This is a genomic window from Janthinobacterium leeuwenhoeki (genome assembly GCF_051380795.1).
Classification (GTDB): Bacteria; Pseudomonadota; Gammaproteobacteria; order Burkholderiales; family Burkholderiaceae_D; genus Janthinobacterium.
Map to the genome: position 1 here is coordinate 81,923 of NZ_JBNYXT010000014.1, position 13,342 is coordinate 95,264.

The 13,342-nt window shown below is 62.8% G+C and carries 10 protein-coding genes; 5 read left to right on the top strand and 5 right to left on the bottom strand.

What is annotated here, in order from left to right:
- Nucleotides 1-99: 99 nt before the first annotated feature.
- From moeA to ACQ4WS_RS13445, 4 genes are all read right to left on the bottom strand, one after another.
- Nucleotides 100-1,947: a molybdopterin molybdotransferase MoeA gene (gene moeA / locus ACQ4WS_RS13430; protein ID WP_436476966.1), complete on the bottom strand. Its 1,848-nt coding sequence runs from the start codon at nucleotides 1,945-1,947 to the stop codon at nucleotides 100-102.
- 62 nt (nucleotides 1,948-2,009) lie between these two features.
- On the bottom strand, nucleotides 2,010-3,131 hold the full coding sequence (gene moaA, locus ACQ4WS_RS13435) for a GTP 3',8-cyclase MoaA (protein ID WP_436476968.1): 1,122 nt from the start codon (nucleotides 3,129-3,131) through the stop codon (nucleotides 2,010-2,012).
- Nucleotides 3,132-3,160: 29 nt separating this feature from the next.
- On the bottom strand, nucleotides 3,161-4,507 hold the full coding sequence (gene chrA / locus ACQ4WS_RS13440) for a chromate efflux transporter (RefSeq protein WP_436476970.1): 1,347 nt from the start codon (nucleotides 4,505-4,507) through the stop codon (nucleotides 3,161-3,163).
- Between the two features lie 89 nt (nucleotides 4,508-4,596).
- Nucleotides 4,597-7,713 (bottom strand): Rne/Rng family ribonuclease, encoded by a 3,117-nt coding sequence (locus ACQ4WS_RS13445; protein ID WP_436476972.1) that lies wholly within the window; start codon nucleotides 7,711-7,713, stop codon nucleotides 4,597-4,599.
- Between the two features lie 696 nt (nucleotides 7,714-8,409).
- On the opposite strand from ACQ4WS_RS13445, the gene ACQ4WS_RS13450 reads away from it, so the two are divergent.
- The 4 genes from ACQ4WS_RS13450 (at nucleotide 8,410) to ACQ4WS_RS13465 (ending at nucleotide 11,557) form a co-directional block, all read left to right on the top strand.
- Complete coding sequence (locus tag ACQ4WS_RS13450) at nucleotides 8,410-9,405, top strand: RluA family pseudouridine synthase (protein ID WP_034754116.1); 996 nt, start codon at nucleotides 8,410-8,412, stop codon at nucleotides 9,403-9,405.
- 77 nt (nucleotides 9,406-9,482) lie between these two features.
- Nucleotides 9,483-10,142 carry an HAD-IIIA family hydrolase gene (locus ACQ4WS_RS13455; protein WP_436476974.1) on the top strand — a complete coding sequence of 220 codons (660 nt, stop codon included), beginning with the start codon at nucleotides 9,483-9,485 and terminating at the stop codon, nucleotides 10,140-10,142.
- Complete coding sequence (locus ACQ4WS_RS13460; RefSeq protein WP_436476976.1) at nucleotides 10,139-10,516, top strand: Rieske (2Fe-2S) protein; 378 nt, start codon at nucleotides 10,139-10,141, stop codon at nucleotides 10,514-10,516. Before ACQ4WS_RS13455 ends, ACQ4WS_RS13460 begins: the two co-directional genes overlap by 4 nt.
- A 39-nt stretch (nucleotides 10,517-10,555) precedes the next feature.
- Nucleotides 10,556-11,557: a S49 family peptidase gene (locus ACQ4WS_RS13465; protein ID WP_436476978.1), complete on the top strand. Its 1,002-nt coding sequence runs from the start codon at nucleotides 10,556-10,558 to the stop codon at nucleotides 11,555-11,557.
- Nucleotides 11,558-11,933: 376 nt separating this feature from the next.
- Here the strand turns inward: ACQ4WS_RS13465 and ACQ4WS_RS13470 are convergent, their stop codons facing one another.
- A complete protein-coding gene (locus ACQ4WS_RS13470) occupies nucleotides 11,934-12,323 on the bottom strand; it encodes a hypothetical protein (protein ID WP_436476980.1) in 390 nt (129 codons plus the stop codon).
- Between the two features lie 255 nt (nucleotides 12,324-12,578).
- Here ACQ4WS_RS13470 and ACQ4WS_RS13475 point away from each other — a divergent pair, with 255 nt between their 5' ends.
- Nucleotides 12,579-13,289: a pseudouridine synthase gene (locus tag ACQ4WS_RS13475; protein WP_436476982.1), complete on the top strand. Its 711-nt coding sequence runs from the start codon at nucleotides 12,579-12,581 to the stop codon at nucleotides 13,287-13,289.
- The last annotated feature ends 53 nt before the right edge of the window (nucleotides 13,290-13,342 follow it).

A 13,342-nucleotide genomic window follows, 5' to 3' on the forward strand; every position in this document is an offset into this window, starting at 1 on the left:
TCGACGGGCGAACGTTTGCCGCGCAGGGGAATTGATTGCAATGGGGAAATGCAAACGGCCCGCGCAGGGCGGGCCGTTGAGGGGAAGGAGGGGGGTGGCTTACATCAATCCATGGAACAGCACGATATCGACCAGGTCGCCGGCCGCCACGTGGCCTTGCGCTTCATGCAGCACGATCATGCAATTGGCTTGCGTCATGGAGCGCAGGATGCCCGAGCCTTGCGCACCCGTCACGCGCACGTGCTGGCGCCCGTCAGCGCCGCGCTCGACGATGCCGCGCTGGTATTCCGTGCGGCCCCGTTTCTTGCGGATAGCCGCTTGTGCCGCCACCTGCAGCAGCGGCAGGCTGGCAGTGTCCGCATCAGCGCCCATCAGGCGCAGCAGGGTCGGGCGGGCGAGGAAATAAAACGCCGCCATCACGGCCACGGGGTTGCCGGGCAGGCCCAGCAGCAATGCCGTCTCGCCTTCGCTGGCAATCCGGCCAAAGGCCATGGGACGGCCCGGGCGCATGTTGATTTGCCAGAAGGCCACTTCACCGAGGCGCGCCAGGATCTCGCGCGTAAAATCGGCCGCGCCGCTGGACACGCCGCCCGAGGTGATGATGACATCAGCCTTGGCGCAGGCGCCGCGCAAGGCCGCTTCCAGCGCTTGCGGTGCATCCTTGACGATGCCCATGTCGAGCACTTCGCAACCGAGACGGGTCAGCATGCCCAGCAGGGTGTAGCGGTTGCTGTCGTAGATGCAGCCGGCGTCCAGCGGCTCGCCGATCGAGCGCAATTCGTCACCGGTGGAAAAGAAGGCCACGCGCAGCCGGCGGCGCACGGGCACCGTGGCGATGCCCAGCGAGGCCAGCAGACCCAGTTCGGCCGGGCCCAGGTGCTTGCCTTGCAGCAGGGCCGGCTGGCCCTGCATCAAGTCTTCGCCCTTGAAACGGCGGTTGTCGCCGGCGCGGATGCAATCCGGCGCCAGCGTAATGCTCGTTGCGCTGGCCTGTTGCACCAGTTCCTGCGGCACCACGCTGTCGCAGCCGTCCGGCATGACGGCGCCCGTCATGATGCGCGCGCATTCGCCGCGCCCAACTTTGACCGTGCCGGGGCGCCCGGCCAGGATGGTGTCGACCACGGCCAAGGTCACGGCAGTGTCGCCACCGAGGTCGGCACCGTGCAGCGCGTAACCATCCATGGCGGAATTATCGTGCGCGGGCACGCTGATGGGCGAGATGATGTCGGATGCCAAAATGCGCCCGAATGCTTGCGGCAGCGGCAATGTTTCGATCCCGGCGACGGGGACGACGGTGTCGGCCAGGATGGCTTGCGCCATCGGCACGGACAGGCCCTGTGCCTGCAGGGCGGCCAGTTCGTCCGGGGTATTGATGTTGCCGAACGCGCTATTGTTCTCGAAGAGCACTTCGGTCAGTTTCAAGGGGCCGTGCCAGGTGCGCATGCGGCGTTCTCCGCTGTGCAGATACGCATCCAGCTGGGGCAGGGCCGATGTTTTCACCAGGCAAAAGACGGGATGCGGGCGGCGCACGGCCGAGCCCGTTGCCGCATCGATTTCTTCGGTGACGGCGATGGCCAGGTCGGCATCGCTGTCGCTCAAACCGGCCGCCAGGCGCGTGGCCAGATCGGGCGGCAGCAAAGGCGAATCGCACGGCACCGTGAGCAAATAGGGCGTGCTGGCGTGCTGCATGCCACTGTGCAAGCCGGCCAGTGGACCCAGCTGGCCCGGCAGCACGTCCGGCCACACGGGCAGGCCGAAGTGCGCGTAAGCGCCGGCATCCGCGTGGACGCTGAGGGCCAGCTGGCCCACTTGCGGCGCCAGGCGCTGCAGCACGTGGCGCGCCAGGGGCTGGCCATGCAGGGGCAGCATGCCCTTGTCGCGCTGGCCCATGCGCGTGCCGAGGCCGCCGGCCAGGATCAGGCCGGTAATATCGTGTTTGTTGATCATGAGAGGCGAAAATGTGGATGCATACGCCATGGTAGCAGCGGCGGGCGCGCGCCGCGTCCGATTCAGCCGCCGATGTACGACATTTCCACTTTCTTTTTACCGTGCTCAAGCGCACCGCCCGTCAAATCCGTCTGGCTGGTGCGCAACTGCGAATAGCGGTCGCCACGGCCGCGCCACAGTTGCGCCACGGCAGAGGAAATTTCGGCATCGCTGTGGCCGCCGCGCAGCAGGCTGCGCAAGTCGTGGCCGCTGCTGGCGAACAAACAGGTGTACAGCTTGCCCTCGGTCGAGAGGCGGGCGCGGCTGCAGTCGGCGCAGAATGCTTGCGTGACGCTGGAGATGAGGCCGATCTCGCCGCTGCCATCCGCATAGCGCCAGCGCGCCGCCGTCTCGCCCGTGTAGTTGGGGTTGATGGGTAGCAAGGGCAAGTGCGCGGCGATGCGCCGCACGACTTCGGCGGACGGGATGACTTCCTGCAAGTTCCAGCCGTTCGAGGCGCCCACATCCATGTATTCGATGAAGCGCAAGATGTACGGCGTGCCCTTGAAGTGGCGCGCCATGGGCACGATTTCCTGCTCGTTCATGCCGGCCTTGACGACCATATTGATCTTGATGGGCCCCAGGCCAGCGGCGTGCGCCGCATCGATGCCGTGCAGCACGTCGGCCACGGCGAAGTCGACATCGTTCATGCGCTTGAAGGTGGCGTCGTCAAGCGAGTCGAGCGACACGGTGACGCGGTTCAGGCCCGCATCCTTGAGCGCCTGCGCTTTTCTCGCCAGCAAGGAACCGTTGGTCGTCAGGGTCAGGTCCAGCGGCTGGCCCGATGGCGTGCGCAGCTCGGCCAGCATGGCGATGAGCTTTTCGATATTCTTGCGCAGCAGCGGTTCGCCGCCCGTCAGGCGGATCTTTTCCACGCCGTGCGCGACGAACAGGCGGGCGATGCGCGTGATTTCCTCGAACGACAGCAAGTCCGTGTGCGGCAGATACACGTGGTTCTTGTCGAACACGTCCTTGGGCATGCAATACACGCAACGGAAATTGCAGCGGTCGGTAATCGAGATGCGCAAGTCGTGCAGGGGCCGGCCCAGGCTGTCGGCCACGTTGCCGCTGGGGCTTTCCAGCCGCGCGGGAATAGCCAAGGCCCCGTTGCGGGCCTCGGCGAGGTAGATAATCTTGTCAGCCATGAAAGGTGATACCACTTACGTTAAGTCGTTCAAGGCAGATACGATAGCACGAGGCCGAAGATGGCACAGGCGAGCAGCAATTTGATGGTGCCCATTTGAAACCTGAGCAGCGCCACGCCGGCCGCCAGCGCGATGGCGATCGCCAGCCAGTCCCAGTGCGGCAGCGGGTTTGCTTGCCAGAAGACATGGCGGCCAAAGAACAGGGCCAGGCTGGCGATGACGCCCACCACGGCCGCCGAGATGGCCGTCAGGGGCGCGCTCAGGCGCAAATTGCCGCGCGACGCTTCCACCAGCGGCGCGCCGGCCAGGATGAAGATGAATGAGGGCAGGAAGGTGAACCAGCTGGCGACGAGCGCGCCGCACACGCCCGCCAGCCACAGGTGTTCACCAGCGATGCCTGCGGCATGGCTCCAGCCGCCCACAAAGCCGATGAAGGTGACGATCATGATCAGGGGGCCGGGCGTGGTTTCGCCCAGCGCCAGGCCATCCATCATTTGCGCGCTCGTGATCCAGTGGTAATGGTCGACGGCGCCCTGCACCAGGTAGGGCAGCACGGCATATGCGCCGCCGAACGTCAGCAGGGCGGCCTTGCTGAAAAACACGCCCATCTGCGCCAGCGGCTGGTCAACCCCGCCCAGTAGCGCCAGACCCAGCCAGGCGAGCAAGGTCAGTGCCAGGCCGACGGCGGCCGTGCCGAGCAGGCGCGGCCATTTGAGCTGCGCGTGGTCCGGCGTGGGCGTATCGTCATCGATCAGTGCGTCGCCGTAGCGGGCCGCGCCGCCATGCGGCGTGCCGCCCGTATGAAAGTGGGCCGGCAGCCAGCGCCCGCCCGCCATACCCAGCAGGGCGGCGGCGAGCACGATCAGTGGAAATGGCAGCCGTAGCACGGCGATGGCGATAAATGCGCCCGCCGCGATGGCGATCAGGCCGGGGCTGCGCAAGGTGCGTCGGCCCAGGCGCCAGGCGGCGGCCAGCACGATGGCGACGACGGCCGGCTTGATGCCGTACAGGACGCCGGCGATGGCGCCCACGTGGCCATACGCCATGTAGAGCCAGGACAGGGCGATCAGCAGCAGCAGCGAAGGCAGCAAAAACAGCAGGCCTGCCACCAGGGCGCCGCGCGTGCGGTGCATCAGCCAACCGATGTAGATGGCCAGCTGGGTCGCTTCCGGCCCCGGCAGCAGCATGCAGTAGTTGAGGGCGTGCAGGAAACGCTGTTCGGAAATCCAGCGCCGCTTTTCCACCAGTTCTGCATGCATCATGGCGATTTGCCCGGCCGGGCCGCCAAAGCTGACGCAGCCCAGCTTGAGCCAGTACCAGAAGGCGCTGCGCAGGCTGACGGCGGCGGGGCGGGCAAGGTTGGCGTTCTCGTGCATGGCGGCTGGCTGGCAAAGAAGTGGACGTAAAAAAAGGGGAAGCCTGAGCTCCCCCTTTCATCATTGGCGGCTGGGCGAACCCGGCGCGCTTATGGACGTTGCGTGTTGACCTGGATCAACGGCTCATCCGATTGCGGCGGCAATGGCTTGCGTTCGCGCGGCTTGCGCACGGGAGCGACTGCCTTGGCAGCGGCTTCCTGCGCCAGACGCAGTTTTTCCGGATCGGTGGCAGCCAGGGTCAGGCCGGCCGAACCGAGCACTGCGCTCAAGTCCAGCGGCGCGGCAGGAGCCGGTGCCGCAGCAACGACAGGCGCAGGAGCAGGAGCAGGAGCAGGAGCAGGAGCAGGAGCAGGAGCAGGAGCAACAACCACCGCAGCGGCTTCCACCACGGCAGGCGCCGCTTCAGCCACTGGCGCTGGTGCTGCCTCGATCACGGCGATGGCTTCCACCAGCGGCACAGCTTCTACGGCAGGCACGGCTTCGATGATGATTTCAGCAGGTGCAGCTTCCGCTTTCTCGACAAAGCTGTACTCGGCAGCAGGTGTCGCTTCGGCAGCGGCTGGTTCAGCTTGCGTTGCAGCCGCTTCGACAGGGGCTGCCGGCACGATCACTTCAGCAGTTGGTGCGGCTTCAGCTGCAGGAGCAGCTTCTTCGACCTTGGCCACTTCCACCACTTCGACCACTTCCACGACGGCAGCTTCCACTGGCGCAGCGACGGCAACGACAGCGGCGGCGGCCACGGCGGCTACTGGGGCAGCATCAGTTGCAGCTTCCGGCGCCGGAGCGACCGTAAAGCTGATCACGGGCGCGTCCTGGCCTTCGTTCTCGCCGTTTGCCGATTCTATCAGCTCGCCCGTTTCGCGGTCGCGGCGGTTGCGGTTGCGGCCACCACGACGACGACGGCGGCGCGGTTCTTCGCCTTCCACGTCGTTTTCCGTCTCTTCGCCTTCAGGGCCGGCATTCGCCGGCGCTTTCAGCAAGCTCATTGGTGCTGCATCAGCGTCCGGACCGCTTGACGCCACGACGATATTTACCGCGCTGGCGCTGGCGCCAACCAGGGCCAGCTCTTCAGCTTTCACTTCAGCAACAACCTTGTCGGCGCGTGGTTCGCGGCCTTCGCGTGGCTGGCGTGGCGGACGCTCGGCGCGTTCCGGGCGCTCTGCGCGCTCTGGACGTTCCGCGCGTTCCGGACGCTCGGCGCGCTCTGGACGCTCACCGCGTTCGCGTGGCGCCGCCGTTGCATCGCCGGCTTCACGCGGTTCGCGTGGCGGACGCGGTGGACGTGGCGGACGGGCCGCTTTTTCCAGTGCTTCCGCTTCCTTGGCTGCGTCGTCCTGGGCTGGACGGCCCTGGCCCGGTTCGCGTTCTTCGCGGCCAGGTTTGCCGTTGCGGCCACGGCCACGCGGGCCACGGCTGTTGCGGTCGCCACGGTCGGCGCCGGCCGGCTTGGCTGGTGCGACAGGGGCGGGCGCTGGCGCCACCGGCGCCGGGGCGCCGGTGAAGAAGCTGATGATCTTGGCGATCAGGCCTTGTGGTGCGGCAGGCGCTGCCACCGGAGCCGGTTTGGCTTCGACGGGCTTGCGCTCGACCAGCGGAGCCGGCTGGTCAGGCGTGATCGTCTTGACGACGGCTTCCTGGCGCGGCTTGGCTTCTTCCTTCTGGCGCTTGCTGTAAGCCATGTCGGTTTCAGCGCTTTCCGCCAGGTTGTAGCTGGCCTGGCTGTCTTCCAGACGCGGATCGTCGTGCTTGATGCGTTCCAGCTTGTAATGCGGCGTTTCCAGATGCTTGTTCGGGATCAGGATCACGGCGATGCGGTGGCGGTTCTCGATTTTGAGTACTTCGCCGCGCTTTTCGTTCAGCAGGAAGGCGCCCACGTCGACGGGCACTTGCACGTGGATGGTGGCCGAGTTTTCCTTCATCGCCTCTTCCTGGATGATGCGCAGCACCTGCAGGGCGGACGATTCCGTGTCGCGGATGTGGCCGGTGCCGGAGCAGCGCGGGCAGGTCACGTGCGAGCCTTCGGACAGCGATGGACGCAGGCGCTGGCGTGACAGTTCCATCAGGCCGAAGCGGGAAATCTTGCCCATTTGTACACGTGCACGGTCATGGTGCAGCGCGTCTTTCAGGCGCTGTTCCACTTCGCGTTGATTTTTTGCCACTTCCATGTCGATGAAGTCGATGACGATCAAGCCGCCCAGATCGCGCAAACGCAGCTGGCGGGCCACTTCTTCGGCCGCTTCGCAGTTGGTGTTGAAGGCGGTCGTCTCGATGTCCGAGCCGCGCGTGGCGCGCGCCGAGTTGACGTCGACGGACACCAGTGCTTCCGTATGGTCGATCACGATGGCGCCGCCCGATGGCAGCGGCACGGTGCGGCTGTAGGCCGTTTCAATCTGGTGTTCGATCTGGAAGCGCGAGAACAGCGGCACGTCGTCGCTGTAGCGTTTGACGCGGTGCACCATGTCGGGCATCACGTGGCTCATGAACTGGTGCGCCTGGTCGTAGATCTCGTCGGTGTCGATCAGGATCTCGCCAATGTCGGGCTGGAAGTAGTCGCGGATGGCGCGGATGACCAGGGAGGATTCCTGGTAGATCAGGAAAGCGCCGTTGGCCGACTTGCCGGCGCCTTCGATGGCGCGCCACAGTTGCATCAGGTAATTCAAGTCCCACTGCAGTTCATCGACGTTGCGGCCGATGCCGGCGGTGCGGGCAATGACGGACATGCCAGCAGGCAAGTCCAGTTTATCCATGGTTTCGCGCAATTCCTGGCGCTCTTCACCTTCCACGCGGCGCGATACGCCACCGCCACGCGGGTTGTTCGGCATCAAGACCAGGTAACGGCCGGCCAGCGAGACGAACGAGGTCAGGGCGGCGCCCTTGTTGCCGCGCTCTTCCTTTTCCACCTGGACCATGATTTCCTGGCCTTCGCGCAGCGCTTCCTTGACGGAGGCGTTACGCACGTCGACGCCTTCGCGGAAGTACGTGCGAGCAACTTCCTTGAAAGGCAGGAAGCCGTGGCGGTCTTCGCCATAGCTGACGAAGCACGCTTCGAGCGATGGCTCGATGCGCGTGATCACGCCCTTGTAGATGTTGGATTTGCGCTGTTCGCGCCCGGCTGTCTCGATATCGATGTCGATCAGTTTTTGTCCGTCGACAATCGCTACGCGCAGTTCTTCTTGCTGCGTGGCATTAAACAACATGCGTTTCATTTTTATAACTCCGCGACCCGTAGGCCATCTCAAAGCCGCTTCCGGGGAAGCGGCGAAGTACAGGGATATATGCGAGAAAGGGAGTGCTGGCGGGGGGAATGCCCAGGCGTGCGGAGCAACAACGCGTACGAGGTATACGTTACGGCCGCAACAGGCGCGGTGAGGTCGATCGTCATGCCGAGTGCACAGGACACTTGCAACTCATCTGAAGCAGCCCGAACGAGAATGAACTATATCGGGGGCAGAGAATGCAAGTGGTCAGCAAATTCAGAGCCAAATCGTCAGCCGGCTCATTACAGGGATCGCGATGGCGAGGCTTGGCCTCAGCCTATCATCGACAACCCTCAGTATTGTGGCCGCATACGGGGTTTGGCGAAAACGGCAAGCGTTATCAACTTCATCAACCCGCGAGCCCGACTCGATAAGTCGCGCTAACGGGTACTTATCCTTATAATCCCACACTCACTTCAGCATCTCCACGCGTTATCCGATTACAACTACGGTGCAACCTTGATTCGCGCAGCGATGGTGCATATACATTTTTTTCCACCGAATTTGCAATTTGGCGAGGCCGGTGGAGACGCCCCTGTGTAAAATGTGCTTTTATTCTTACACTCGCAGCAGCCAGGGCCGCAGCAAAAACAATTATATATTCAAAATGAAGGACTTAGAGAGATTTCTGGGAAGACATAGTAAATGAAGAGTCAAAATGATGTTGTTCCCCCTTCAACACCCCCGGTTCAGCCGCAAGCCCAATTCGTAACGATCGCCGAGGAAGAAGCAGGCCAGCGCATCGACAACTACTTATTAAGAGTGTGCAAGGGAGTGCCTAAAAGCCACATCTACCGGATCTTGCGATCGGGAGAAGTGCGGGTTAATAAAGGCCGTATCGATCAGCTGTACCGTCTCGCCGCCGGCGACGTGGTGCGCATTCCACCCGTGCGCGTGGCCGAAAAGGCGCCCACGGGCGCGCCGGCCGCCGAATTCAAGATCATCTTCGAAGATGCGCAACTGCTCGTCATCGACAAGCCGGCCGGCGTGGCCGTGCATGGCGGCTCGGGCGTGTCGTTCGGCGTGATCGAGCAATTGCGCGCCTCGCGCCCCGACGCCAAGTTCCTGGAACTGGTGCACCGCCTGGACCGCGACACGTCCGGCTTGCTGTTGCTGGCAAAGAAACGCACGGCATTGACGAATTTGCACGAGCAGATGCGCGACGGCGTCACCGACAAGCGCTATCTGGTGCTGGTGGCCGGCGACTGGAAGAATGCGCGCCAGCATATCAAGTTGCCGCTGCATAAATATACGACGGCCGAAGGCGAGCGCCGGGTGGCCGTGCAGGCCGATGGCCTGGCGTCGCACACGGTGTTTTCACTGTTGCATAAATATCACAACTTCGCCTTGCTGGAAGCGGAATTGAAGACGGGACGCACGCACCAGATCCGCGTGCACCTGTCCTCGTCCGGTTTCCCCATCGCCGGCGACGATAAATATGGCGACTTTGCCCTCAACCGTGCCCTGTTGAAAGCCGACAGCACGCGCGGGGCCCTGAAACGCATGTTCCTGCACGCGCACCAGATCACGTTTACGCATCCTGAAACGGGCAAGACGATGACACTGAACGCACCGCTGGCTGCCGAATGCGAGCGTTTCTTGGTAAGCTTGGGCAAACCATTGGCCGTTGCTGCACGATAAGTGTGGCCGGGACTATCCACAAGATAGTGAGGCCATTATTCATTCTCAAGGAGCCGGCGGTTATGCCGTCGGGAAACATGGCAAGAAAGCAATTTGATCTGATCGTCTTCGATTGGGACGGTACGCTGATAGACAGTACCTCGACCATCGTCAAGTGCATCCAGGCGTCGGCCAAAGACCTGGGCTTGCCAATTCCCACCGAGTTGGTCGCTTCGCATGTGATCGGCCTGGGCTTGCAGGAAGCCATGCAGCTGGTGATGCCCGACGTGGAGCCGAAATACCATGCGCGCATGGCCGAGCGCTACCGCTATCACTACCTGTCGCGCGACCACGAACTGGCGCTGTTTCCGGGCGTCTACGAAATGCTGCAGGAATTGTCGCAGCAAGCGTACTTTCTGGCCGTTGCCACGGGCAAGAGCCGTGTCGGCCTGAACCGCTCCTTGAATGCCGTCAAGCTGCTGTCGCTGTTCGATGCGACGCGCTGCGCCGACGAAACCTTTTCCAAGCCCCATCCGGCCATGCTGCAGGAGCTGACGCGCGAACTGGGGCAGGATATGCGCCGCACCGTGATGATCGGCGACACCAGTCATGATTTGTTGATGGCAAGCAATGCGGGCGCGGCCAGTATTGCCGTAGAGTATGGGGCGCATCCGGTGGAGCAGTTGCAAGCTTGCAATCCCCTGTATTCGGCCGCCACGGTGGCCGACCTGCATCAATGGCTGAGCGAGCACGCATGATGAGCGATGTTGTCGATGTTTTCATTTGCGCTGCCGACGCCGTGGCCGATGGCGGCAAGGGCGTGCGCTTTCCCGTCTCGGCCGGTGGCGAAGCGACTACCGGCTTTGTCGTGCGCCACGGCGGCAAGGCGTATGGCTACCTGAACCGCTGCGCCCACGTGCCAATCGAACTGGACTGGGCAGAGGGCGAGTTCTTCGAGTCCAGCGGCTTGTACCTGATGTGTTCGACGCATGGCGCCATCTATGTGCCGGAAAGCGGCCTGTGCGCGGGCGGTCCCTGCAAGGGCGGGCGCTTGCGTCCGATTGCCGTGGCCGAGCGCGATGGCCAGCTGTACTGGCAAGCCGACGAGTATGTCCAGCCAATGCCGGCCTGAGGCCGGGGCAGGTCTTCTGTAATTTAAGCAAAGTGAACCATGAGCGATAACACGAATGACAAGCTGGACAGCAGCGCGCCAGCCGCCGGCCACGGTGCCCCTGCGGGACGCTGGGAGCGCGACGTGCTGGAAAAGCTGGTATTTGCCACTTTGCAAGAGCAACGCGCGCATCGCCGCTGGAGCATCTTTTTCAAGCTCTTCGGCCTGTTGATCGTGCTGTTCGCACTGTGGGTGTTTTATGACTACAACACGGCCGACGACAGCGAAACCCTGGGCCGCCACACGGCCCTGATCGACATCAGCGGTGCCATCGACTCGGAAGGCAGCGGCTCGGCCGCCGTTGTCATCCCCGCGCTGGACAAGGCATTTTCCGATGCCGGTTCCGTCGCCGTGGTGCTGCATATTAATAGCCCGGGCGGCAGTCCCGTGCAGGCCGGCATGATCGTCGACGAGATGCAGCGTCTGCGCAAGGGCTATCCGGACAAGCCTTTGTATGTGGTGGTCGATGAAATGTGCGCCTCGGGCGGCTATTACATCGCGGCCGCCGCCGACCGTATCTACGTCAACAAGGCCAGCGTGGTCGGTTCCATCGGCGTGCTGATGGATGGCTTCGGCTTTACAGGCGTGATGGAAAAGGTCGGCGTCGAGCGGCGTTTGCTGACGGCGGGTGAGAACAAGGGCTTCATGGACCCGTTCAGCCCCCTGACGGAAAAACACAAGGCGTATGCGCAAGGCATGCTCAATGAAATCCACCAGCAATTCATCGATGTCGTGCGGGCGGGACGGGGCAAGCGGCTGAAGGAAACGGCCGAGACCTTCTCGGGCCTGTACTGGACGGGTGCGAAAGCCGTGGAAATGGGCCTGGCCGACGATTTCGGCACGGTCGACAGCGTGGCGCGCGATGTCGTCAAGGCGGAAGACATCGTCGACTACACGCAGCATGAGGGTTTGCCGGAACGGGTGCTCAAAAAGTTTGGCGCCGCCATGGGTGCCGGCGCCATGAAGGCAGCCGTGCAGCAGTCACAACCGGCGTTGCGCTGAGGACATCACTCTTGGCTGGCAGGCAAGTCAGTCGAGAATGATTTTCAATAAGGTGGTAAATTGACTTGAAAATGGGGCTGCTTGGGCTATAGTGAAAGCGTAGTTCTTTTCAAGGAGGGGCGATATATCAACTATGTTGTCAGTACTAACTTGATTGGCAGGTCTTGGAACTACTCGCCGCATCGCAGATGTGGTTTTGAGTGAATTTACATTCCTCACTGAAGTCCCGATGGGGCTTGGGAACGGCGGCGCAATGCCGCCGTTTCCTTTTGTGCGTCGTATGTACTGGATGGGCCGGTGTCGCCGGATGTTGTGTCTGGGTTGCTGGCAAGGCAGGCATGCGGGGGCGGGGCATGGCTGGTCGGATGGGCCGCGCTCAGGCGGCGCAGCCGTTGCAGTGCGCGGGCAGGGGTGAGGCGTCTGATTGCCGGGCTGCCGTTGCACTGGCGCTGATGCTGGTGCTGGCGCTGGTGCCGATGTCGGGCGGCGTGTCCGCCATGGCAGGCGCGGTCACGTTGTCGGCTTCCACATCCGCGTGCGCAAAACCGCCCAGTTCCAGCCAGCACATGAAGTGGCGTTGTGCCTCGGCATGCCAGTGCGTCTGGCTGGCGGGCGATGGCGGCGCGTCCGCATCTTGCGGCGCAGGGGCGCTGCTCCAGCGCGCCACGCCGAGTCTGACTTTATGCATGGCCGCCTGTTCCGCAGCGATGCGCTGGCGCATGTCGGCGATGCTGCCTTGTAAGGCGATGGTATCGGTATGCTTCATACAATGTCCTTGTGAGTCGTTGCTGGTTATTATTCCTAAAGCGCATTAGGCGGATTCCTAACGAAGTTTCAGTCTATCAATGCGATATTCCGAGCGCTTGATATATCTCAAAGGAATCATCCATTTCTCGCCAAATCTCACCTTGTACTTTTTGGTATTTCTGCCTGCGCGATGATTTTGTGCTGCTGGCACCACCGCACAGGCGCCAGGTGCCGCCGCTTCACGCTGCCAGCCGCTTCTGGTAAAGTCACGCCCATGAGTAAATTATCCCTAGACCGCATCCTGCAATCGCAGGGTTTTGGCACCCGTAAATATTGTCGTTCCCTCATCGAGGATGGCGATGTCGTCATCGATGGCGTGACTCAGACCAGTTACCGCACCACCGTCGAGACCGAAGGCCTGGTGCTGCACGTGTTCGAAGAAGAGTGGGTCTACCGCGCGCACCTGTACCTGGCGCTGAACAAGCCTGCCAACTTCGAATGCTCGCGCAAACCCAGCCATCATCCTGGCGTCCTGACCCTGCTGCCGGAGCAATTCACCTGGCGCGAAGTCCAGCCCGTCGGCCGGCTCGACCACGATACGACCGGCATGCTGCTGATGTCCGACGATGGCCCCTTTATCCATGCACAATCGTCACCGAAGCGTCACGTGCCAAAGATTTACCAGGCTACCACGCAAGAGCCTGTGACCGATGAACTGGTGGCCCTGTTATTGGCTGGCGTGCAATTGCACGACGAACCGGCCCCGCTGGCAGCCCTCGTTTGCGTCAAGCGCGGAGAATTCCAGCTGGAAATCGTCCTCGAGCAAGGCAAATACCACCAGGTCAAGCGCATGCTGGCCGCCGCCGGCAACCATTGCAGCGCGCTGCACCGTTCCGCCATCGGCAGCCTGACCCTGGAATCGCTGGGCATCGCCGAAGGCGAGTGGTGTTATCTGACGCCTGAGCAGATCGCGCTGCTGGCGTAAATCCCTTCTGACCGCCAAAGCCGGGGACTTCCCGGCTTTTTGGCGTCTTTAGC